The sequence below is a fragment of the Winogradskyella sp. R77965 genome (assembly GCF_044594915.1).
Classification (GTDB): Bacteria; Bacteroidota; Bacteroidia; order Flavobacteriales; family Flavobacteriaceae; genus Winogradskyella.
Map to the genome: position 1 here is coordinate 2,286,104 of NZ_CP138990.1, position 23,645 is coordinate 2,309,748.

At 32.4% G+C, this 23,645-nt stretch carries 25 protein-coding genes and 1 tRNA gene; 24 read left to right on the forward strand and 2 right to left on the reverse strand.

Annotated elements, in window-relative coordinates:
* Positions 1–93 precede the first annotated feature (93 nt).
* From SJY34_RS10160 to SJY34_RS10170, 3 genes are read left to right on the forward strand one after another with little or no spacing between them, the layout of a single operon-like run.
* Positions 94–1,008 (forward strand): FecR family protein, encoded by a 915-nt coding sequence (locus SJY34_RS10160; protein WP_400075303.1) that lies wholly within the window; start codon positions 94–96, stop codon positions 1,006–1,008.
* The gene (locus SJY34_RS10165) at positions 995–2,644 is read left to right on the forward strand and encodes a carboxypeptidase-like regulatory domain-containing protein (protein WP_400075305.1); all 1,650 of its coding nucleotides are present in this window, start codon (positions 995–997) and stop codon (positions 2,642–2,644) included. The genes SJY34_RS10160 and SJY34_RS10165 overlap by 14 nt, the downstream gene beginning before the upstream one ends.
* Positions 2,610–3,500: a hypothetical protein gene (locus SJY34_RS10170; RefSeq protein ID WP_400075307.1), complete on the forward strand. Its 891-nt coding sequence runs from the start codon at positions 2,610–2,612 to the stop codon at positions 3,498–3,500. The genes SJY34_RS10165 and SJY34_RS10170 overlap by 35 nt, the downstream gene beginning before the upstream one ends.
* Positions 3,501–3,519: 19 nt before the next feature.
* On the opposite strand, the gene SJY34_RS10175 is transcribed toward SJY34_RS10170, so the two are convergent.
* Entirely contained in the window at positions 3,520–4,905 is a 1,386-nt protein-coding gene (locus tag SJY34_RS10175) for a hypothetical protein (protein WP_400075309.1), read from the reverse strand.
* Between the two features lie 132 nt (positions 4,906–5,037).
* Positions 5,038–5,119, reverse strand: a tRNA-Leu gene (locus SJY34_RS10180).
* 144 nt (positions 5,120–5,263) lie between these two features.
* Between SJY34_RS10180 and SJY34_RS10185 the strand changes: the two genes are divergently transcribed.
* From SJY34_RS10185 to SJY34_RS10285, 21 genes are all read left to right on the forward strand, one after another.
* Positions 5,264–6,205, forward strand: a complete 942-nt coding sequence (locus tag SJY34_RS10185) for a ribose-phosphate pyrophosphokinase (protein ID WP_400075311.1) — start codon at positions 5,264–5,266, stop codon at positions 6,203–6,205.
* A gap of 181 nt (positions 6,206–6,386) precedes the next feature.
* Positions 6,387–7,055 carry a 50S ribosomal protein L25/general stress protein Ctc gene (locus SJY34_RS10190; RefSeq protein WP_400075313.1) on the forward strand — a complete coding sequence of 223 codons (669 nt, stop codon included), beginning with the start codon at positions 6,387–6,389 and terminating at the stop codon, positions 7,053–7,055.
* 139 nt (positions 7,056–7,194) lie between these two features.
* Positions 7,195–7,761, forward strand: coding sequence for an aminoacyl-tRNA hydrolase (pth, locus tag SJY34_RS10195; protein ID WP_400075314.1), 567 nt, complete (start codon positions 7,195–7,197; stop codon positions 7,759–7,761).
* 58 nt (positions 7,762–7,819) lie between these two features.
* Complete coding sequence (locus SJY34_RS10200; RefSeq protein ID WP_400075316.1) at positions 7,820–8,716, forward strand: bifunctional riboflavin kinase/FAD synthetase; 897 nt, start codon at positions 7,820–7,822, stop codon at positions 8,714–8,716.
* 1 nt (position 8,717) lies between these two features.
* The gene (locus SJY34_RS10205; protein ID WP_400081368.1) at positions 8,718–10,028 is read left to right on the forward strand and encodes an HTTM domain-containing protein; all 1,311 of its coding nucleotides are present in this window, start codon (positions 8,718–8,720) and stop codon (positions 10,026–10,028) included.
* Positions 10,029–10,119: 91 nt separating this feature from the next.
* Positions 10,120–11,391 carry a serine--tRNA ligase gene (gene serS / locus SJY34_RS10210; RefSeq protein WP_400075318.1) on the forward strand — a complete coding sequence of 424 codons (1,272 nt, stop codon included), beginning with the start codon at positions 10,120–10,122 and terminating at the stop codon, positions 11,389–11,391.
* 387 nt (positions 11,392–11,778) lie between these two features.
* Positions 11,779–13,563 carry a tetratricopeptide repeat protein gene (locus SJY34_RS10215; protein ID WP_400075320.1) on the forward strand — a complete coding sequence of 595 codons (1,785 nt, stop codon included), beginning with the start codon at positions 11,779–11,781 and terminating at the stop codon, positions 13,561–13,563.
* An 8-nt stretch (positions 13,564–13,571) separates the two neighbouring features.
* Positions 13,572–14,762 carry a TlpA family protein disulfide reductase gene (locus SJY34_RS10220; protein WP_400075322.1) on the forward strand — a complete coding sequence of 397 codons (1,191 nt, stop codon included), beginning with the start codon at positions 13,572–13,574 and terminating at the stop codon, positions 14,760–14,762.
* A 5-nt stretch (positions 14,763–14,767) separates the two neighbouring features.
* Positions 14,768–15,088 carry a DUF4286 family protein gene (locus SJY34_RS10225; protein WP_400075324.1) on the forward strand — a complete coding sequence of 107 codons (321 nt, stop codon included), beginning with the start codon at positions 14,768–14,770 and terminating at the stop codon, positions 15,086–15,088.
* Positions 15,089–15,156: 68 nt separating this feature from the next.
* A complete protein-coding gene (gene rsmA, locus SJY34_RS10230) occupies positions 15,157–15,945 on the forward strand; it encodes a 16S rRNA (adenine(1518)-N(6)/adenine(1519)-N(6))-dimethyltransferase RsmA (RefSeq protein WP_400075326.1) in 789 nt (262 codons plus the stop codon).
* 99 nt (positions 15,946–16,044) lie between these two features.
* A complete protein-coding gene (mgtE, locus tag SJY34_RS10235; RefSeq protein WP_400075328.1) occupies positions 16,045–17,415 on the forward strand; it encodes a magnesium transporter in 1,371 nt (456 codons plus the stop codon).
* A gap of 71 nt (positions 17,416–17,486) precedes the next feature.
* Positions 17,487–17,852 carry a cupin domain-containing protein gene (locus SJY34_RS10240; RefSeq protein WP_400075330.1) on the forward strand — a complete coding sequence of 122 codons (366 nt, stop codon included), beginning with the start codon at positions 17,487–17,489 and terminating at the stop codon, positions 17,850–17,852.
* 108 nt (positions 17,853–17,960) lie between these two features.
* A complete protein-coding gene (locus SJY34_RS10245) occupies positions 17,961–18,641 on the forward strand; it encodes a DUF6090 family protein (protein WP_400075333.1) in 681 nt (226 codons plus the stop codon).
* 42 nt (positions 18,642–18,683) lie between these two features.
* Positions 18,684–19,661: a 2-hydroxyacid dehydrogenase gene (locus SJY34_RS10250; RefSeq protein WP_400075334.1), complete on the forward strand. Its 978-nt coding sequence runs from the start codon at positions 18,684–18,686 to the stop codon at positions 19,659–19,661.
* Positions 19,662–19,670: 9 nt separating this feature from the next.
* Positions 19,671–20,081 (forward strand): response regulator transcription factor, encoded by a 411-nt coding sequence (locus SJY34_RS10255; protein WP_400075336.1) that lies wholly within the window; start codon positions 19,671–19,673, stop codon positions 20,079–20,081.
* Positions 20,082–20,186: 105 nt separating this feature from the next.
* The gene (locus SJY34_RS10260) at positions 20,187–20,693 is read left to right on the forward strand and encodes a DUF4199 domain-containing protein (protein WP_400075338.1); all 507 of its coding nucleotides are present in this window, start codon (positions 20,187–20,189) and stop codon (positions 20,691–20,693) included.
* Between the two features lie 19 nt (positions 20,694–20,712).
* Complete coding sequence (locus tag SJY34_RS10265; protein WP_400075339.1) at positions 20,713–21,171, forward strand: DUF1801 domain-containing protein; 459 nt, start codon at positions 20,713–20,715, stop codon at positions 21,169–21,171.
* A 50-nt stretch (positions 21,172–21,221) separates the two neighbouring features.
* Positions 21,222–21,608, forward strand: a complete 387-nt coding sequence (locus SJY34_RS10270) for a VOC family protein (RefSeq protein ID WP_400075341.1) — start codon at positions 21,222–21,224, stop codon at positions 21,606–21,608.
* A 23-nt stretch (positions 21,609–21,631) separates the two neighbouring features.
* Positions 21,632–22,396, forward strand: coding sequence for a sulfite exporter TauE/SafE family protein (locus SJY34_RS10275; protein ID WP_400075343.1), 765 nt, complete (start codon positions 21,632–21,634; stop codon positions 22,394–22,396).
* Between the two features lie 91 nt (positions 22,397–22,487).
* Complete coding sequence (locus tag SJY34_RS10280) at positions 22,488–23,063, forward strand: hypothetical protein (RefSeq protein WP_400075344.1); 576 nt, start codon at positions 22,488–22,490, stop codon at positions 23,061–23,063.
* Positions 23,064–23,115: 52 nt separating this feature from the next.
* Complete coding sequence (locus SJY34_RS10285; protein ID WP_400075346.1) at positions 23,116–23,628, forward strand: YtxH domain-containing protein; 513 nt, start codon at positions 23,116–23,118, stop codon at positions 23,626–23,628.
* The last annotated feature ends 17 nt before the right edge of the window (positions 23,629–23,645 follow it).

The window sequence follows — 23,645 nt, forward strand, 5'->3', positions numbered from 1 at the left end:
TTTAATTGTAGAACAGCAGAAGAAATAAAATTATTCCATTTTTTTATGGGACATTTCTAAAGTCAGTTGTTTTAAGTATATAAAGCCAGAATTATGGATAACGAATATTTAATTAAAAAGTGGTTAAGTGACGAATTGTCTGAAGCTGAGGAAGCATCCTTTAAAGCTATGGATGATGCTGAACTTTATGAAGAGATTATTCAGGAGGCGCAACATTACAGTGGTGAAGATCACGCCAAAGTTGTTTCTTTTGAAGAATTAGATAAGCATTTAACTACAGAGAAAAACAATTCTGGTACAAACTGGATGACAGTTGCCATGAGAATTGCGGCGGTATTTGTTGTCGGATTAGCATTGTTTACTGTTTTTAATCAAAACAATATTCAATCTTTTAATACTGAATTAGCCCAAACTGAAACTATTACACTGCCAGATAATTCTATCGTAAACCTTAACGAATTATCACGTTTAGAATATAATGCCTCTAAATGGAATCAGAAAAGAACAATAGACCTTACAGGCGAAGCCTTTTTTGATGTAGAAAAAGGTAAACGTTTTGAAGTTATTACAGAGTTTGGTATCGTAAGCGTTTTAGGAACAGAATTTAACGTTATATCAAAAGACGGTATGTTCAAAGTATCTTGTTACGAAGGCTTAGTTGGCGTAAGCTATGGCAATAAAGAAGTGAAATTACCTGCCGGAACGGAATTTACTCTAGAAACTGGAGATGATGATGGTGTGAAAAATGACATCACCATTTCAGAGCCAAATTGGTTAAAGAACATGAGTGTTTTTGATAATGCAAGACTTGATGCCGTATTAGCTGAACTTGGAAAGCAATACAATGTAAAAGTAAAACACCTCTCAAATACAGATACAATTATCAATTTTACAGGTGCTTTTGAGCATAATAATCTTGAAAATGCTTTAAAATCTATCACGCAACCCTTAAATTTGACTTTTTCGATAGAGAACGACCAAGTCATATTAAGGAATGCTAAAAACTAAATACTACCTTTTACTTTTTATATACCTACTAATACATTTTGCCCTACAAAGTCAAAATCAACAACAAAAAATACCGCTTAAAGATGTGCTGTCAGAAATTACAAAATCTGATGGCATTATCTTTAATTATAAAAGTGGTCTATTAAATGACATTACGGTATTTCCTTTACCAGACAACCAAGACTTATCTGCAAAAATTAAAAATCTAGAAGGGCAAACTAAGCTTGTATTTAATCGTGTAAGTGATGCTATCATCACAATATCCAAACCCATCAAAGTCTGCGGATATATCATAGACAGTTACTCTGAATTACCTTTAGAAGGCGCAACAATAAGTGGAGAATCATCATATGCCGTTACAGATGAAAATGGTTATTTTGAGATAGAATCAAAATCTTCTGAAGAGCTATTATTAATACGATTTATTGGTTTTAAAACTATTAAGCGATCAGTAGAGTTATTCAGTTTAGAGCGATGCCAAACCTTACCTATGGTAGAGCAAGAAGAACTTATGAATACAGTTCTTCTAAAAAGCTATCTCGTAAAAGGTATCGATAAAAAACAAGACTGGACTACATCTATAGATTTTGATCAATTTACTCTTCTGCCTGGTCTTATAGAATCTGATGTGCTTCAAACCATACAAGCATTACCAAGTGTTTTAAGCGCCGATGAGACCGTGTCTAATATAAATATTAGAGGTGGCTCTAACGACCAAAACCTTATACTTTGGGATGATATAAAGATGTACCAAACTGGTCATTTTTTCGGTCTCATTTCGAGTTTTAATCCACATATGACACAAACAGCAAGTGTCATTAATAATGGAACTGATGTTACATATACAGATGGTATTTCGGGTACCATACATATGCAAACTGAGAAAACTCTTAACTCTGAATTCGAAGGTATTTTTGGAGTTAATTTTTTGAATGCCGAATTGTTCACAGACATTCCTGTAAGTGAAAAGTCATCACTACAATTATCTGCTAGAAAATCCTTAGACGACTTGGTTAGAACACCAACCTATAACGTTTATTTCGATCGTGTAACTCAAGAAACAGAGGCGCAAAATAATACTACTGAAGTTTCAAATTCTGATCAGGAATTCGACTTTAATGATGTGTCCTTAAGATGGCTCTACAAACCAACAGAAAAAGATTTTTTAAGACTAAATTTTATTCTTATCGATAATAATTTAAGCTTTAATGAGACAGGCATAGTTGATGACATTGCAAGAACAAGAAATAGTAATGTCACTCAAAATAGTATAGCTTTTGGATTAAACTACAAAAGACACTGGAATGAAAAATTCAGCACAATATTCAATGTTTTTAACACAGATTACAAATTACAAGCTGTAAATGCGGATGTCTTGGCGAATCAACTTTTTTTGCAAGAAAATGTAGTTTCAGAAACAAACATGAGATTAGAAAATTTGTATCAAAAAAACCTTTGGCAATTTAATTTGGGGTATAATTTTATTGAAACCGAAATCATAAATCTTAATGATATTGATTTGCCAAGATTTGTGAGGCGCGATGAAGAAGTTTTAAGAACTCACGCTGTATTTGCTCAGGCCTGGTATACTAATGAAAATAATGACTTTTCCATTCGTGGTGGTATCAGAAGCTAATTATATCTCAAAGTTTAAAAAGTATATTATCGAGCCAAGATTAAGCATTAGAAAAGCAATAAATGACTATTTTGAAATAGAGGCTTTGGGTGAGTTTAAGCATCAAACCACATCACAGATAGTTAACTTTCAAAATGATTTCTTAGGTATCGAAAAAAGACGATGGCAACTTGCAGATGATAATGAGCTTCCAATCTTACAGAGTAAACAAATATCCGTTGGTGGTATCTTTTCAAAAAACGGATGGCTATTAGATACTAAAGCCTATTTTAAAACTGTGGATGGTATTACAACCCAAAGTCAAAGCTTTACTACAAAATACGAATTTGCAAGAGAAACAGGGAGTTATGATGTTTATGGTTTAGAGGTTTTAGTCAGAAAAAAGCTTGATAATATAACGAGTTGGCTGGGTTATTCTTATGTAAATAACACTTACACTTTTGATGCCTTACAAGAAACAGAATTTCCAAGTAATTTTGATATCTCACATGCCCTTGCCATAGGAAGCACATATAGTAATGACTCTTGGGATATTTCAGCAGGTCTTAATTATAGAATAGGAAAACCAACATCGATTCCAATATTTGGAAACGAAATTGAAGATAGTGAAGTCAATTTTGCTTCTGCTAATCAAGAACGTTTAAGAGACTATCTTAGAATAGATGCCTCTGCCATTTACAAATTTAAAATCAGTAAAGGACTTAGGTCTGAAGTAGGAGCTTCACTCTGGAATATTTCCGATAGAGAAAATACCATCAACAATTATTTCAGAATTAATGAGAATAATACAGTTGATAGATTCTCAAGATTTTCACTAGGACTTACAACCAATGCTGTATTTCGGTTATATTTTTAAGCAAGAGTATTCTTCTTAATTAAAGTTCAGGAACCACAATCGATCTATTGATCCAACATCCAATTTTTAAAGTTTTACCTGCCAATCCACTAAGAAATATATCTTCTTTAGATGGCGCCTTAGCTTCATAATTATCAACTGTCTGTTTGACTAATTTTTCTAAAGTTGGATCCACACGAGAAGCCTTTTTTGCTTCTTTGGCAGCCAACCAAAACACCGCTCTTTTATGAAAATTGTCCTTACCACAGTTTTTAGCACTACTAGCATACATCTGAGCAATTATTAAATGAGGTTTTCCGTTTGACGGATTTAACTTTAGCGCATCTAACAAAAAACTTCTTGCTTTACTATACTGCTTCTTATTTTTCATAAAAACTCCCATTCTAATCGCCATCTTAGATTTCTTAAAAGGGTTATCTTCTAACAATTTATACCCTGCCAACATATAATCATACCCTTCTTCAGTTTTTCCATTTTTTATTAAGATTCCGGCGACAAAAAATTTTGAATCTGCAGATGGTAAGACCTCATCATACTGTTTCGCAAGTTTCTCATAGAGCGGATCATCTGTACAATCCTTATGATGCATTCTATTAACAGCACGTTTTAACCAAATGCCATCGTTTTTATAAACTTCAAAATCCTTGGTATAAAGTGGAACTAGGTTCTCACAATTTGCTCTAATACCTAATTTGGTATCAATATTTTTTTGGATGAGTGTATAGTTTTTGAGGTAACTCTCACAAACTTTTTTACTGTTTTTTTCTTTATTGGTGAATGCTTTACCGTTTTCAAGTTTTAATATTAATCCATTCTGTTTTTCCGAATAATTCTGAATTTCTACTTGAATCTTTTCACTAACATCATCATATGTATTGAATAATTCAGCCGATGATTTTCTGTCTTCATCAAATAAATCTACCATTAAGGAAAAGTAAGTGTACAAACTTTTAGGATGTTTAAATGTTTGTTTGTCTCCATTAAAAGCTTGGTTGAAGCAATCATATAATTCTTCATTATTTTTACCTAACTCGTTTTTATAGTCATATAATAACTGACAAGCTTTTGCCTCATATTCTCCCTTTGGTGTTCTGCTATTATAATATTGGCTTCTATCTTTCCATAAATCTCTAAGGGCTTCGATAAAACTAACCTTTACTTCTCCATTGGCATTTTCAATTTTATGTTTTAGAATTTTTTCGCCATCAGCATATATTGCTAAACTTAGGTCAGGACAATTATTTCTTACATGCAACCACGACTCGTAAGCAGCATCATATTTTTTTCCTTTAACAGAATCATGAAATAGCGAAAGTTTAGTCTTACACTCTAATTGTTTTTGGGCATTTATTATGCCTATTCCTAGCAGTAAAATGGCACAAAAGAGGATTGGTTTTTTTGTCATAATGAAGTTGATTGTAGTTAGATATGCCTAACAAAGCCACAAAAAACATACCAAAAATCTATAACCTAAAAGTCTAAATCCTTATTTTAAGACAAAGAAAAATCCATAAACATAGTTTATGGATTTTATCTGTACTCAAGGTGGGAATCGAACCCACACTTCCGAAGAAACTGGATTTTGAATCCAGCGCGTCTACCAATTCCGCCACTTGAGCAATTTATTGGACTGCAAAAATAGAAAATTATTTCTCGCAATCAATTAAATTTAGTGGGTTTTATGCTTTTCGTAGTAAAATAATTTTCTAAATTTGGGGGAACTAAAAATCCCATTACTACACCAACTAAACATCTGATATCAAATGTCTTACAAAACTAAAGAAGCCAAATTTTTTGCTTGTACCCAAAGCACATATCTCGCAGAACAAATTGCTAAAGCCTACGGAGTTAAACTAGGAAATGTAATTACATCTACTTATAGCGATGGTGAATTTCAGCCATCTTACGAAGAATCTATTAGAGGCACACGTGTTTTTATTATAGGTTCTACGCATCCAGGACCAAAGAATTTAATGGAAATGCTCTTAATGATAGATGCTGCTAAACGTGCTTCAGCAAGACATATTACTGCTGTTATGCCCTATTTTGGTTGGGCAAGACAAGACAGAAAAGACAAACCAAGAGTACCAATTGCGGCAAAATTAGTGGCAAAAATGTTAGAAGCTGCTGGTGCAACACGAATTATAACCATGGATTTACATGCTGATCAAATTCAAGGCTTCTTTGAAAGACCAGTAGATCATTTGTTTGCCTCAACTATATTTTTACCTTATTTAAAAAGTTTAAATTTAGATAATCTAACAATTGCATCTCCTGATATGGGTGGTTCTAAAAGAGCATATGCATACTCTAAAGCTTTAGTAAGTGATGTTGTTATTTGTTACAAACAACGGGCAAAAGCTAATGTCATTTCTCATATGGAACTTATAGGTGATGTTACCGGCAAGAATGTGGTTTTAGTAGATGATATGGTTGATACGGCTGGCACCTTAACCAAAGCGGCAGATTTAATGATGGAACGCGGTGCACTAAGCGTAAGAGCCATTTGTACTCATCCTATTTTATCTGGAAATGCATACGAAAAACTCGAAAATTCTAAATTAGAAGAATTAATCGTCACAAACTCAATTCCATTAAAGCAAGAAAGTGAAAAACTGAGAGTGCTTAGTTGTGCAAATTTATTTGCTGAAGTGATGCATCATGTGCATCATAATGAATCGATTAGCAATAAATTTGTAATGTAATTTAGTGCTTTTTTATCCTGTTTTCAATGCTTTAACAACTAGTGCTTTTATCTCTATTCTTATTGAAACCCAATTCGAATAAAAAATAGCTTCAAAACACTAGTATTTTCATTTAATATTTCTAAATTTGCAGCCCTTAAAATGAGGGAATTAAATATTTAATAAACAAACATTTCAAAAAATGAAATCAATTACAATCGACGGATCTCAAAGAGAAAGCGTAGGCAAAAAGTCAACTAAAGCCTTACGTAATGCTGGTCAGGTTCCTTGCGTTATATACGGAGGAGACAAGCCATTACATTTCTCAGCACCAGAACTGGCATTCTCTAAACTTGTATATACAGCTAGCGCGCATACAGTTGTGATTGCCTTAGATAATGGTGAAAAATATAATGCTGTAATGCAAGATATTCAATTTCACCCAGTAACAGATAGAATTCTTCATATCGATTTCTATCAAATTTTCGAGAAAAAAGCTATTACCATGGATATTCCTGTACAAGTTGTAGGAAACTCTTTAGGTGTTTTAAACGGAGGTACTTTAAGAAGACCTTACCGTAAGCTGAGAGTTAAAGCTATCCCTTCTAAACTTCCAGATTTTATCGAAATAGATATCACTCCTTTAAAAATTGGTGATAAAGTATATATTTCTGAACTAATGAATGAAGATTACTCATTGGTACACCCAGATAATATGGTTGTTTGTCAAGTAAGACGTAGTAGATTAGCTATTGTTGATGAAGTTGAAGACGAAGAAGAAGGTGAAGAAGGAGCAGAAGGAGCAGAAGGAGCTACAGCAGAAGCAGGAGCAGATGCACCATCAGCTGAAGGAGCAGCACCACAAGAATAGATAAAAACTATTTCAAATATTTAAAAAGCATTCTGTTACAGAATGCTTTTTTATTTTTACAGAAATTGTAATTATGTGGAAGGCTATAAAAAATTGGCTCGGTTTTAGTAACAATACAGAATTAAAGGAAGTTGAAAAAATGAAAAAGTTCTTAATTGTTGGCTTAGGAAATATTGGTGAAAAATATGCCAACACCAGACATAATATAGGTTTTAAAATTGTAGATTATTTGGCTCATACTGAAGACGCTGCTTTTGAAACTCAAAAGTTAGGCGATATGGCTATTGTAAAAATAAAAGGACGTTCACTTATTCTTTTAAAACCTAGTACGTATATGAATCTTAGCGGAAAGGCCATAAAATACTGGCTAGAGAAAGAAAAAGTCCCTTTAGAAAATTTGCTCGTAGTCACTGATGATCTTAACTTACCTTTTGGCGCTTTAAGATTAAAAACTAAAGGAAGTGATGGAGGTCATAACGGCCTTAAAGACACTCAAGATAAATTACAAACCACAAAGTATAATCGCTTTAGATTTGGTATTAGTGATGAATTTAGCAAAGGAAGACAAGTAGATTATGTTCTAGGAGAATGGAGTGAAGATGAAAATTATAAATTAGACGAGCGTCTAAAGACTTCAGCTGCACTTATAAAATCATTTGCTCTGGCTGGTGTTAATAATACAATGAATCAATTTAACGGAAAATAAAATGTAGCTTTGTTTTCAGACAATTTTACAAGTTAAAAAACGACAATACAGTTTAAATTTGAATGCAAAATCAGCAAAAGTAACTACAATTGGAACCTTCGATGGTATTCATATTGGGCATCAAAAAATATTAAAACACGTTGTTGCGCTTGCCAAAGAACAAGACTACGAACCTGTGGTTTTAACCTTGTTTCCGCATCCTAGAATGGTACTTAAAAAAGATGATTCTATAAAATTATTAAATACTATAGACGAGAGAATTGAACTATTAAAATCATTTGGTATAAAAAAGGTAATCGTAAAAGAATTTACAAAAGAGTTTGCCAGCCTTTCTGCCCAGGATTATGTAAAACATATTTTAGTAGATGAGTTAAATACTAAACAGATTGTTATTGGTTACGATCATCACTTCGGTAAAAACAGAAGTGCTAATATTAAAGATCTCAAAGAATTTGCTCAATTATATAAATTCAAGGTCGAAGAAATCTCAGCTCAAGATATAGAAGACGTTACAGTAAGTTCTACGAAAATAAGAAACGCATTAGATGTTGGTGAGGTAGATTTAGCAAATTCATATTTGGGCTATAATTTTTATATCACAGGAAGCGTAGTAAAAGGAAAAGGATTAGGTAGAACTATCAATTTTCCAACCGCTAATATTCATATCAAAGAGTCTTACAAATTAATTCCAAGTGATGGTGTCTATGTTGTAAAATCTAAAATAGAAAACAAGACTATTTACGGCATGATGAATATTGGAACCAATCCAACTGTTAATGGAAAAAGCCGTTCTGTAGAGGTTCATTTTTTTGATTTTAATGCAGATATTTATAATACTGAATTAAAAATTGAGTTTTTAAAGCGTCTTCGTAGTGAACAAAAATTTGAAAATCTAGAAGCTTTAAAAATGCAACTTCATAAAGATAAAAGTGCTGCTTTAGACTATATAAAATAATATTATGAATAAATTTTTATTCAAACATATTGATAATTCTGGTCTTATAATCTTTAGAATTGTTTTTGGCTTGTTATGTTTTTTAGAGTCTTTTGGAGCCATTCTTACAGGTTGGGTAAAACGGACATTAATAGAACCTCAATTCACATTTTCTTTTATTGGTTTTGAATGGCTACAACCATTACCTGGGAATTGGATGTACGTCTATTACATTATCATGTCAATTTTTGGTTTGCTCATAATGGTTGGTTACAAATACAGATTTAGCATGTTAATGTTTGCTCTAATGTGGACAGCCACTTATTTAATGCAAAAATCATCTTATAATAACCATTACTACTTACTGTCTATATTGAGTTTTATAATGGTGTTTCTTCCTGCAAATCATTACGCTTCCATTGATGTTAAACTTACTCCATCCTTAAAGAAAATTTCTATGCCCAGTTGGTGTAAATGGATTTTTGTAATTCAATTGTTTATCCTTTACAGTTATGCATCAATTGCAAAATTATATCCAGATTGGCTTAATGCTTCTGTAGCGGAATTGTTAATGAAAGGAAAAGCAAACCTTCCGATTATAGGTGAGTTTTTACAACAGTCTTGGGTTCATTACGGAATTGCTTATGGAGGTATTTTATTTGATGGTTTAATTATTCCTTTACTACTATTTAAACCAACTCGTAAATATGCATTCTTTGCCTCCATCTTTTTCCACCTTTTTAATTCGATTGTTTTTCAAATAGGAATATTTCCTTATTTGTCTTTAGCATTTAGTTTGTTCTTTTTTGAGCCTAAAACCATTCGGAATATATTCCTAAAACGAAAACCATATTATAATTCTGATGAGGTTATTACACCAAAGTATAATACCATTTTTGTCTCTCTATTTTCAATTTATTTTCTAATTCAAATTGCACTTCCGCTTCGTCATCATTTTATTAAAGATGATGTCCTTTGGACCGAAGAAGGTCATAGATTATCTTGGCGAATGATGCTGCGCGCTAAAAGTGGCAGAACTAACTATTCTGTAATCGATACCAATACTAATAATACTATTCCTATTAAATTAAACGATTATCTAACTAAAAAACAACAACGCAGCGCAAGCACAAAACCAGATGTTATATGGCAATTTGCTCAATACCTAAAACAAGACTTTGCAAAAAAAGGAATCCCTATAGAAGTCTATGTAAGGTCATTTGTTAGTGTCAATGGAAAACCTGCAAAACAACTCATAGATCCAAAAGTTGATATTGCTAATGAAGAATGGTATCACTTTAAACATCACGATTGGATATTAGCTTCAAAATAGACTTCTTTTAATTTTTATCTGGTTATTCTTCTTTTTACTTTTGTAGCTTGTTTCTATTACGTTAATAGGCACAAAACTTAAAGTTACATACATGTTACAAGTTGCATTCATAAAAGAAAATAAAGAAGATGTCATTGCACGTTTAGCAAAGCGAAATATCGATGCTACCGAAATGATTAATGAAGCTATTTCGTTAGATGAAGATCGGAAAGCGATTCAAACTAATTTAGATAATACAAAAGCAGAGTCTAATGCAATATCTAAAGAAATTGGTAACTTATTTAAATCTGGCGAAGTACAAAAAGCAAATCTTTTAAAAGAGAAAACAACGCAATTAAAAGAAACTACAAAGGCTTTAGAGCAAGAGTTAAATGACAAAGTTAATGCGTTAACGGAGTTATTATACAAAATTCCTAATGTACCACATGAATCTGTACCTAAAGGTAAATCTGAAGAGGATAATGAAGAGATCTATAAAGAAGGAGACATACCTACTTTACATAGTGATGCTCAACCACATTGGGAACTCGCAAAAAAATATGATATCATAGATTTTGAGCTTGGTAATAAAATAACCGGAGCTGGCTTTCCTGTTTATAAAGGCAAAGGTGCTAGATTACAACGTGCGTTAATCGCATATTTTTTAGATAAAAATACTGCTGCTGGTTACACCGAATACCAATTACCACACTTAGTAAATGAAGCGTCTTGTTATGGTACTGGGCAATTACCTGACAAAGACGGACAAATGTATCACGATTCTCGTGACGACTTGTATTTAATTCCAACAGCTGAAGTACCAGGTACAAATGTATTTAGAAATGTACTACTAAATGAAACCGAATTACCTATCGGTATTACAGGCTACACACCATGTTTTAGGCGTGAAGCTGGAAGTTATGGTGCGCATGTACGTGGATTAAATCGTTTACACCAATTCGATAAGGTAGAAATTATTAGAGTAGAACATCCTGATAATTCATACAAAGCTTTTGATGGCATGATAGAACATGTTAAAATTATTCTACGCGAACTTAAGTTACCTTTTAGAATATTGAAATTATGTGGTGGAGATGCAACATTTGCTTCTGCAATGACTTACGATTTTGAAGTTTTCTCAACAGCGCAAAACCGTTGGTTAGAAATTTCTTCTGTGTCTAATTTTGAAACTTATCAAGCCAATCGTTTAAAATTGCGTTTTAAGAATAGTGATGGTAAAAATGAATTATGCCATACATTAAACGGAAGCTCTTTAGCCTTACCAAGAGTTCTTGCTGGTATTTTAGAAAACTATCAAACAGAAAACGGAATTAAAATTCCTGAAGTTTTGTTACCATATACAGGCTTCGATATGATTTCTTAACTATAGATTAAACGTCAATTTCACTTTGATTTGTTAAAAAAATAAGCTTTTTATCGATTTTTTATGTATTTCTTCGTTTAATTTGATTATTTTTATCAAGTTAGCAATCCCAACCAATGGATTAACCTAACGATGAAAAACTTAAAACGAATTGTATTACTCGTTTCATTAATAGCTATGGTAAGCAAAGTCTTATTTTAACTTTTAAAATAGAAATAGTAAATAAAACCTAGACAGAATAACTGAATCATATTTATAACAAATAATGGTTAATAGCACATTTATTTTGCTGGTCAAAATGCCTAAACTACAAGTTTAGGCATTTTTTTATAAAAACATTTACAATATCTAGTATGTGCATTTGTTATATTTACACAAAACACAAACATGCAAAAGCGATTTTTCATTTTACTTTTAATTTTTGGATGGTTTTCTGGCTTTGCTCAAAACAATGAAGCTCAGGGTGAAAGCTATTACAAAAAAGGTGAGTTTAAAAAAGCGCTTATTATATATCAAAACTTAAACAAAGAAAAACCTTATCACTACGAATATTTCTATAAATTAATAGCAATACATCAACAGTTAGAACAATTGGATGAAGCCGAACATATACTAGTTCAACGATTAGAAAAAAGACGGAATCCGACGTTAGTTATTGAGTTAGGCTATAACTTTCAACTTAAAGATAGTTTGGACAGAGCTAATACGTTATACGAAGAAGCCATTACATATGTAGATAAGAAACCCAATTATATTTACAGCATTGCCAAAAAATTTGAAGACCATTCTCTTTTAGAACAGGCCATTAGAGTTTACAAGAAAGGTAAATTGTTGACTCCGGACAAAGATTATAGCATTCAACTAGCACGCATTTACGGAGATCAAGGTGATGTTGAAAAAATGTTTGCCAACTACATAGAATATATTGCTTACAAACCAAATTACCTTAACAATATTAAACGCGCCATTAGCGATTTCATCTCAGAAAATAGCTCTAATGAAAACAACACGTATTTAAGGCGATCACTCTTAAAGAAAATACAACAAGAACCAAACCCATATTGGTACGAAATGTTAAGTTGGTTATACGTGCAAGAAAAAGCATATAATAAATCTTTTATTCAAGAAAAAGCCCTTTACAAACGTAATCCTGAGAGTTTAGATCGTATTATAGAATTGGCAATTACGGCGAATAATGATAGTGATGATGAAACTGCGAAAGACATTTTTAATTACATTATCAATACTACTCAAGATGCTGATACAGCTTTAATAGCACATCAGTATATTCTAGAAATAGATACTAAAAATGCTGATGAAAAGGAATTAAAACGCATAGATAAAAGTTATAACGAGCTATTTAATGCATATGGTAAATCCAGGCTAACTTTGCCTCTGCAATTAGCCTATGGAGAATTCTTAGCCTTTTTTAAAAAGGATACTGAAAGTGCTATAGCATTTCTGAGAAAGAGTATGAAGTTGAATATTTCTAACTTTCAAGAAGCTAAAGTAAAATTACTATTAGCAGATATTTTAGTGCTTCAAGAAAAGTTCAACGAAGCCTTAATTTTCTATTCTCAGATTCAAGCAGAATTAAAAAATAGTACCATTGCACAAGAAGCAAGATTTAAAGTGGCTAAAACAAGTTATTATAAAGGGGATTTTGATTGGGCAGAATCACAACTCAAAATTTTAAAATCATCAACATCTCAACTCATAGCCAATGATGCTTTAGATTTAAAGTTATTAATCTCAGATAATAAATTTGAAGACAGCACACAAACAGCCTTAAAATATTATGCCAAAGCAGATTTGTATGCTTTTCAAAATAAAACAGACGAAGCCATTTCGCTTTTAGACAAGATTTTGGCAGAGCACAAAGGTGAAAGCATTACAGACCAAGCGTTATATCAACAAGCAAAACTCTTCGAAAAGAAACAACAATATAACAAAGCCGTAGCTAACTATCTTGAAATTATAAATGATTATAAAGAGGATATTTTAGCAGATGATGCACACTACCAATTAGCAGAACTCTACAATACGCATTTGGCAAAACCCGAAGATGCCAAACAACTCTACGAAAAAATCATCTTTGAGTTTGAAGACAGTATTTATTTTGTTGAAGCTCGGAAGAAGTTTAGGATGTTACGTGGTGATAGTATTAACTAATCAATGTTGTGAAAAAAATTCTTTATTTGATTTTCATTTTTACAACGCTATACATCAATAGCCAAGAATCAGATGTTAAGATTCTGCAAAAAACTATAGATAAATTAAATAACCTTCAAAGTGTTTTATATACTTCAACATATGAGGGAATAGAAAGTAATACTACTTATTTTAAAGACGAATATGAAATATTCTTTGACTTCACAAAAAACCCTCAAAATCCAACACCAAACTATTACTTAAAAAATAAAGGCTCTGAACTTATATATAATGGTAAACACCATATCCAATCTATGGTTGAGGAAAAACTAATTGTGACAGAGGGTCGTTTAAACCCAAACAACCCTTTATTACTAACTCTATTCTCAATTAGAGAGTTGTTGCCGTTGTTAATTGACAATAAGATGGTTGAAATCAATAGAAGAGCCGATATAACAATCAACGATAAAAATAATTATCAATTTGAGTTTTCATTAAAGAATAGTGTTATTGATTGGGAGAGGCTAAAGATTAACACTTTTAAAACATCAAATACAGGTTTCAATAAGTATACTTTAATCATTAATAAATCGGATAATATACCAAGTAAAATAGTTATGCCAAATGGACCTTCAGGAACATTAAGTAAAACGATAGAAAACTTAAATTTTAATTACAAAGTTGATAATAAAATTTGGTTAGGAGATTTGCTTCCAAAAGAATATACCAAGATCACTTTTAAAGATTATCTCAAACAAATGCAAGAGAAAACGACTTTACAGTCAAAAGAGAATATATCTGAAACAGAAAAACAAAAAATTGAAGAATGGAAGATTCCGAACTTAGAGAATGATAAATTGGTGGATTTTTCGAAATTTAAAGGTAAGGTAGTTTTATTAGAATTTTGGTTTAAGTTTTGTGGACCTTGTGTTAAGGCTGTACCAGAACTTAATAAATTGAATGAAAAATATAAAGATGATAAATTTTTGCTTTACGGCGTGGAGTTCAGAGAGGATTTCTCAAGGAAAAACCTACAAGAATATGTTGCCAAAATAAACATAAATTATCCTGTATTGTATAACGGTAAAAAACTAGCAAATAAGTATTCTATTGGAGCAGCACCAACTTTTATGATTATAGACAAAAAAGGAAATATAATCTATTTAGAGTCTGGTTTTGATAAAGAAAAAATTGAAAATATTATTAAAAACAACTTATAAAAGGCATGATCATATATAACGTCACAGTAAACGTCGATAAAACTATAGACAAAGAATGGTTAGACTGGATAAAAGAGCACATTCCAGAAGTTTTGGCCACTGGTAAATTTAAAGAAGCAAAACTGACCAAAGTCTTAGTTGCAGATGATGAAACTGACACCTATTCTATTCAATACAGAGCACATAGTAGAGAAGCTTTAGACGCCTACTACGCTGAAGATGCAGAACGACTCAGAAGTGATGGTTTAAAACGCTTTGCAGACAAATCACTTGCTTTTAGAACAGAATTAGAAGTTATTGACGAGTATGCTGTGAATTTCAAATAATAATGTCACTCTGAGCGCAGTCGAAGAGTCTTTCCTTATCTTGTAACCAATAAATCATTAGAGTATTCGTGGCAAACCATAATCAAGTAAAAGCAAAAAAGCACTTAGGTCAGCACTTTTTAGAGGACGAATCTATTGCACAAGATATAGCAGATAGTATTTCTTTAGAAGGCTATGATGATGTATTAGAAATTGGCCCTGGTATGGGAGTGCTAACTAAATACTTGCTCAAAAAGGATATAACTACTCACGTTATTGAAATCGACACGGAATCCGTTGACTATCTAAAAAATAATTATCTGAATTTAGCAGATAGAATTATAGAAAAAGACTTTTTAAAATACGATTTAAACCTTGTATTTAAGGACAAACCTTTTGCCATTATTGGTAATTTTCCTTATAATATATCATCTCAAATTCTCTTTAAAACCTTAGAGCTACGTCATCAAATTCCTGAGTTTTCGGGGATGTTTCAAAAAGAAGTGGCAAAACGTATCTGTTCTAAAGAAGGCTCAAAAGTCTATGGTATTTTATCCGTTTTGACTCAGGCGTTTTATGATGCCGAATATTTATTTACAGTTCCACCTACTGTTTTTAATCCACCTCCAAAAGTTGATTCTGGTGTACTATTACTGAAAAGAAAAACAAACTTCAAATTGCCTTGCGACGAAAAGTTATTCTTTAGAGTTGTAAAAACCGGATTTCAACAACGCAGAAAAACATTACGCAACAGTTTAAAAACCTTCAATCTGTCGGATAATTTAAAAGCAAATACTATATTTGGGCAGCGACCAGAACAATTAAGCGTTTCACAATTTATTGAGCTGACGTTGTTAATAGAAAATGACATCAACTAATTTGTCATTGCGAGGACGAAGGACGTGGCAATCTCATCAAATTTTCTTTTTGATTAAACAGATTGCTTCACTGCGTTCGCAATGACGTAAGTATCCAAAGTGGAAGAAATCCAAGATAACATAAAGTTTCATCTCACTAATGAGCTTATTGAAAAGGTAGAAATCCTTGTCGAAGATGAAAACGACAAAGATCTTAAAGCCCTTTTAAATGAGTATCACTACGCAGATATTGCCGAAATTCTAGATGAATTAGATCTCGAAGATGCTGTTTATGTCATTAAACTTCTGGATTCTGATACCACATCAGATATCCTCACGGAACTCGATGAAGACAATCGAGAAAAAATACTTCAAAATTTATCCGCCAAGGAAATTGCAGAAGAAGTTGAAGAGTTAGATACTGATGATGCTGCCGATATCATTGCAGAACTTCCAGAAGAACGTCAAGAGGCCGTAATCTCTCAAATAGAAGACGAAGAGCACAAAGCTGAAATCCAAGAGCTTCTTACCTACGAAGAAAATACTGCAGGTAGCCTTATGGCTAAAGAACTTGTTAAAGTTTATGAAACTTGGACCGTTGCTGGTTGTTTACGTCGTATTAGAGGTCAGGCTAAAGAGGTAACACGTGTCCATTCTATCTATGTAGTCAATAAGGAAGAAAAACTTATTGGTCGTTTGTCTCTTAAAGATTTAATAGTAGCAAAAAGCGATCAAAAGATTGCAGATATTGCTAAAGAAAATGTAGATTTTGTTCATGTAAACGATGATGATGAAGATGTTGCTAAAGTAATGGCAAAATACGATTTGGAAGCCGTACCAGTGGTTGATGATGAACAAACCTTATTAGGTCGAATTACCATTGATGATATTGTCGATGTATTAAAAGATGAAGCTGAAAAAGATTACCAATTAGCGGCAGGTATTACTCAAGATGTAGAAGCCGATGATAGCATCATAGAACTCACCAGAGCACGTTTACCATGGTTATTTCTTGGACTCATTGGTGGAGTTGGTGCATTCATTATTATGGAAGGCTTTCAGGAATCCTTTAGTAAATATGCTGTTTTATTCTTCTTTACACCTCTAATTGCTGCGATGGCAGGAAACGTTGGTGTACAATCTAGCGCAATCATTGTTCAGGGATTGGCAAATGATGATGTTAAAGGGAGTATTAATGGTAGGTTAATAAAAGAAATGTTACTTGCTGCTCTTAATGGAACAATTTTAGCCTTATTCCTGTTTTTATTCGTTTGGATAACTAAAGGCGATTTTTATACAGCGCTCGCTATTTCAGTATCTTTAATTGCAGTTATTATTGTAGCTGGACTTATTGGAACTTTTGTACCTTTATTTTTAGACAAAAGAGGTATCGATCCAGCTATTGCAACTGGCCCTTTTATTACCACAAGTAATGACATTTTTGGCATCTTAATCTACTTCTGGATTGCAAAAATGATTTTAGGCATTTAATTTTAAGCGGTCCTAATCAACTTTGTCAAGATGAACTTGTTTCAGTATCTCATTATTTATATTTTTAACATATGAAAGCAATAAACATCAAAGACAAGCACGCGCTATTCTCAAAACAATGGCATCCTCATCGTATTGCCACAGTGGATGACATGCAAGTGATACTTGCCAAAATTAAAGGTGAATTTGTATGGCATAGCCATGATGATGAAGATGAATTATTTCAGGTTATTAAGGGAACACTTTACATGCAATTTAGAGATAGAACTGAGGTCGTAAAAGAAGGCGAATTAATTGTTGTACCGAAAGGTGTAGAACACAATCCATCTACTAAAGATGGTGAAGAAGTACATCTTTTACTATTCGAAAAATTAAATACAGCACATACGGGTGATGTGAAAGATGAAATGACCCAAACTGAATATCCTAATATTTAGCCCAATGTCTGGTCGAGCGCAGTCGAGACCTATTTAAAAACCTCTCGACTACGCTCGAGGAGACAAATTACTATGATAAAATTCTTCAGAAAAATAAGATATAACCTCATGGAAACAGGCAAAACATCCAAATACTTTAAATACGCCATTGGTGAAATTATCCTTGTGGTTATTGGTATTTTGATTGCACTTCAGATTAATAATTGGAATGAAGGTCGTAAACAAGGTTTAAAAGAGGTCTCTGTTCTTGACGAATTAAAACAAGGTCTAGAATCTAATAGAGATATTTTAGAAAAGCGAAAATTACAATTCAAAGATTTTCAATCTAAAAGCAAAAAACTAATCGATCATTTAGAAGCCAAACGTTCGTATCATGATTCTTTAGATCAGTATTTTTATGTGCCAACTGGTAATTACTCTTTTGGTATATCTTATGCTACCTTCGAAAATCTAAAAAGTCAAGGGCTAGACATAATCAGTAATAAGGATTTACGTCTTAATCTAGTAAAGCTGTATGAGGAAGACTATTGGCTTTTAAAAGATCAAGAATCAAAAGTAGCAAATGCATTTACCAACGCCACGCTACCATTTACTCGTAAGCACTTTAAGTTATTAAATGGTCCAACATACAAACCAAATGACTATAATAACATTTTACAAAATGCTGAATTTCTAAATATACTTTATGAAAGCAATTATTTGGCACAACTTTACTTTAGACAATGCGTTAGAGTCTCTGAAGCTACCTCTAAAGTTATTGAGAAGATTGAAAATGAATTAAAGGAATAAAGAACCCATTTAATAAGATTCTTGCTTTCGCAGGAAGTGAACATGAAAATACTACATCTAGATAAAAACCACGAGTTACTCTTAAATCAACTCAATGATTTAGGCTTCACAAATCATGAAGATTATACAGCTTCAAAATCAGAAATTGAGACTAAAATTTCTGACTATGACGGTATTATAATTCGTAGTAGATTCACCATAGACAAGCAGTTCTTAGACGCAGCAAAAAACCTAAAATTTATTGGACGTGTTGGTGCTGGTTTAGAAAATATAGATTGTGATTATGCCGAAGCAAAAGGAATTTCATTATTCAATGCTCCCGAAGGTAATAGAAATGCGGTAGGTGAACATGCTTTGGGTATGTTACTGTCATTATTTAACAAACTCAATAAAGCTGACAAAGAAGTAAGACAAGGTAAATGGTTAAGAGAAGCTAATCGTGGATTAGAATTAGACGGCAAAACGATAGGACTTATTGGTTATGGTAATATGGGAAAAGCCTTTGCCAAAAAGCTAAAGGGATTTGATGTTCAAGTATTTTGCTATGACATTAAAGCCAATGTCGGTGATACAAATTGTACACAAGTAGCCTTAAATGTACTTCAAGAAAATGTAGATGTTTTGAGTTTGCATACACCACAAACATCATTGACAATGAACATGGTAAATAGAGAATTTATCAATAATTTCAGAAAACCATTTTGGCTAATTAATACAGCTAGAGGTAAAAGTGTAGTCACCCAAGATTTAGTTGATGCTTTAGATTCTGGAAAAATTTTAGGTGCTGGACTCGACGTTTTAGAATACGAAAAATCATCTTTTGAAGATTTATTTAAAGTCGACGAGCCTAAATTTAGATGGATGCGAAAAGGTAAAAAATCAAACCTGCCTGAGGCGTTTCAATATCTATTGAATGCTGATAATGTATTACTTACACCTCATGTTGCTGGTTGGACAGTAGAAAGTAATATTAAACTCGCCCAAACTATTGTAGATAAGATAAAAGCAAAATTTTGCTAATTTTATACAATGAAGAAAACCATTCTTGTTTTTGGATTGTTAATTCTAGCGTTATTGCTATTATTTCAGTTTAGTAAATACACATTAATTAGTGGCGATTTACAGATTGAATACGTCATGGCTTTTGTTGCCATTGCTTTTTTAGGCATTGGACTATTCATTAATAAAAAGACACAAAAACAGCTGCCTATTTCTAATAGCCAAATAGATTTGAAAAAAGTTGAAGAATTAGGTTTAAGTAAAAGAGAATATGAAGTCTTAAAAGAAGTTGCTCTAGGATTATCAAATAATGAAATAGCAGAAAAATTATTCGTGTCAGAAAGCACCATAAAAACGCACGTCTCAAACCTTTTGGTAAAACTAGATGCTAAACGGCGCACCCAAGCTATTCAAATTTCAAAAAGTTTAAATATTATATAATTTCTTAGCTTTACAACTAAAGTATTAGTCATTTGGTACTTTAGTATGAGTCTTCCACATCGCCTTCTTCCTACTTTTGGTTCACTAATCAAAACACAATTAAAAATGAAAAACACAGTAATTAAGTATGGGCTTTATGCATTGTTAAGCGGCTTTGTATTGTTCGGATTACCTTTCTTATTCGGAATGGGAGTAGATTTCGATTATGGCGAACTCATTGGATATACTTCAATGATAATCTCTTTAATATTTGTCTATTTCGGTATTAAGCATTATCGCGATAAAGTAAATGAAGGTAAAGTATCTTTAGGAAAAGCTATTGGAATAGGCATGCTCATCGCATTATTCTCGGCCGTTGGAGTTGCATTTTTTGACTACATCTACACAACTCAAATTAATCCAGATTTTGCAAGTGATTACTTAGAGTATTCCATCAAAAAAATGGAAGCTACCTTATCGCCTGAAGAATTAAAAATTAAAAGTGCGGAGCTAACTCAGCAAATGAAAGATTATGGAAGTCCAGGATTTATGGCCTTCATGATGTTTGCTACTGTTCTAATTCTAGGTTTTATTATATCTTTAATATCTGCATTAATCCTTCAACGTAAATAAAAACTAAATCAATCTAACTATGCAATACAAAGCAGATTCGCCAGAAGATTATATCAGTCAACTTCCTGAAGAACGAAAAGGACCAATGACAAAACTGCATCATCTAATTAAAGAGCATATGCCTGAAGGTTTAGAGTCAGGAATGGGTTATGGTATGCCAGCATATTTTGTTCCAAAATCAGTGTATCCTCCAGGATACCATTGTAAACCATTTCCTCCTTTACCGTTTATAAATATCGCATCGCAAAAAAACTTTATTGCGCTCTACCATTCTGGTATGTACGCCAAAAAAGAACTCTATGATTGGTTTGTAAGTGAATATCCTAAATATGCCAAGTACAAATTAGATATGGGGAAGAGTTGTGTGCGTTTTAAAAAAATAGATGATATTCCATATGACTTAATAGAACAGTTATTGGGTAAGATGTCTGTTGAAGAATGGATAGAGATTTATGAAAATGCTATTAAAAAGAAATAAAAATATTAAGGATTTCAATTGATGAGATCCTTAAATAAATTCAGGATAAAATGAAAAAACGAGTTACAGGAATTGGTGGTTTATTCTTTAAAACTAAAGATCCAAAAGCAGCAAAAGATTGGTACAAAAAACATTTAGGCTTTAATACCGACGACTACGGCTGCACATTTTGGTGGAAAGACAAAGAAGGAAATGATTGTTCTACGCAATGGAGTCCGTTTGCAGAAGACACTAAATATTACGAGCCTTCTAAAAAAGACTTTATGTTTAACTATAGAGTTGAAAATTTAAAGGAATTATTGGCTACTTTAAAAGAAGAGGGAGTAACCATAGTAGGAGAAATAGAAGAGTACGATTATGGCAAATTTGGTTGGATACTAGACAACGACGGAAATAAAATAGAACTTTGGGAGCCTCTTGACAGTGCATTTCAGTAAATTTGATTTATCAAAAATCCCTTTTGTCTTATATAGAAACTCTTCAATCCTTTAATTTAACTGCATTACAATGGACAGCTATTGGTTTTGCAGTTTTTTTGTTGGGTTTATCTAAATCAGGAATTAAAGGAATAAGTATAATAATTGTAGTCATACTTGCCTTTGTTTTTGGAGAAAAAGCATCTACTGGTATTTTACTTCCTATGCTAATATGTGCAGATGTATTAGCTGTTATATATTACAATAGGCACGCCGATTGGGGAATTATTAAAAAATTAATACCATGGATGATTTTAGGTGTTCTGGTTGGTGTATGGGTTGGAAATGATATATCTAAAATCATTTTTAAAAGGCTAATGGCTATAATAATAATTGTTTCTGTTATTATTATGTTTTATATAGAAAATAGAAAATCTAATGGCATACCTAAAAACAAGTTTTTCGCAACAGGTATGGGGTTTTTAACTGGTTTTACAACAATGATTGGCAATTTAGCTGGTCCAATTTCAAACGTTTATTTTCTCGCCATACGTTTTCCCAAGAATGAATTTATAGGAACAGCCGCCTGGTTATTTTTTATTATCAATGTAATTAAACTTCCTTTTCATATTTTCATTTGGAAAACGGTCACACCAGAATCTTTGATTTTGAATTCAATATTAATTCCTGCTGCTGCTATAGGATTTTTCCTAGGAGCACGCATTGTTAAGCTAATTTCAAATGTGAATTATAGACGTTTCATTCTAATTATTACGGCGTTAGGTGGAATTATTATGCTATTTAGATAAATGTTTAAAACAACATTTAATTTATCCGAATTTTAGACTTAGGATAGGATTATTTACTAACTTTAAACTCTAACTAAAATTAACATATAAAATGTCGGAAGAAAACAACAACCTAGAAGATAATGTCTCTAAGGAATTGGACCAAGCTAGCGATGCTGTAAATGAAACTACAGATGCAGTCGCAGACAAGGCTAATGATATTAAAGAAAATGCGGCTGAAGCATTTGACTCAGCTAAGGAAAAAGCGAGCGAATTAGCAAATGATGCTAAAGAAGCACTTAGTAATGTAAAAGATAAAGCAACTGAGTTTATTAACGAAGATGCTAAAGAAATGATGAGTAATGCGAAAGAAAAAGCATCTGAATTTGCTGAGGATGCTGGCGAAAAACTCAATGAATTTAAAGATGTAGCCAAAGAGAAAGCTGCTGATTTAGCTGAAGACGCTAAAGAAACTTTTACAGAAGCCAAGTCAAAGGCAAAAGAATTCGCTGGTGAAGCAAGTGAAAAAATAGGTGAGTTCGCAGAAGATGCCAAAGAAAAAGTATCAGAATTTGCAGATGTTGCGGAAGACAAATTAGAAGACCTAGCTGAAGATGCAAAAGAAACTTATACAGAAGCTAAAAAGAAAACTAAAGGTTTTTTTAGCAGACTATTCGGAAGTAAATAAACAACTTCAGCATTTTTTATTAACTTTATAATCTAACCAAAACAATAAAATTATGGCTGATGATAATAAAAATTTAAGTAACGACCTAGATGATATGCTAGACGATGCTAAAGATGGTGCCAAAAAAGCTGGAGAAAAAATAAGTCAAAAAACAAGTGAGTTAGCAGATGATGCAAAGGAATTGGCTAGTGACGCCAAAGAAAAAGTATCAGAATTTGCTGATGATGCAAAGAAAGCTGCAAGTGACTTTGCAGACGACGCCAAAGAAGTCTTAAGTGACGGAAAAAATGTTGGTATTATTGCCCATATTACATTAATTGGATGGGTGATTGCCTTAGTGATGAACAGTAGTAATAAAACTGAATTTGGCTCTTTTTATATAAGACAGATGCTAGGTCTCATTCTTATTAGTATAGTAACTTCGTTTATTCCTATAGTAAATTTTGTGGCTTGGATACCACTTTTAGTGGCTTGGATCATGAGTTTAGTAAGTGCTCTAGGTGGCGAAATGAAACCTACTTGGTTACTTGGAGAACAATTTCAAGAATGGTTTAAAGGTTTATAAGCTTTAGAGCTTATATT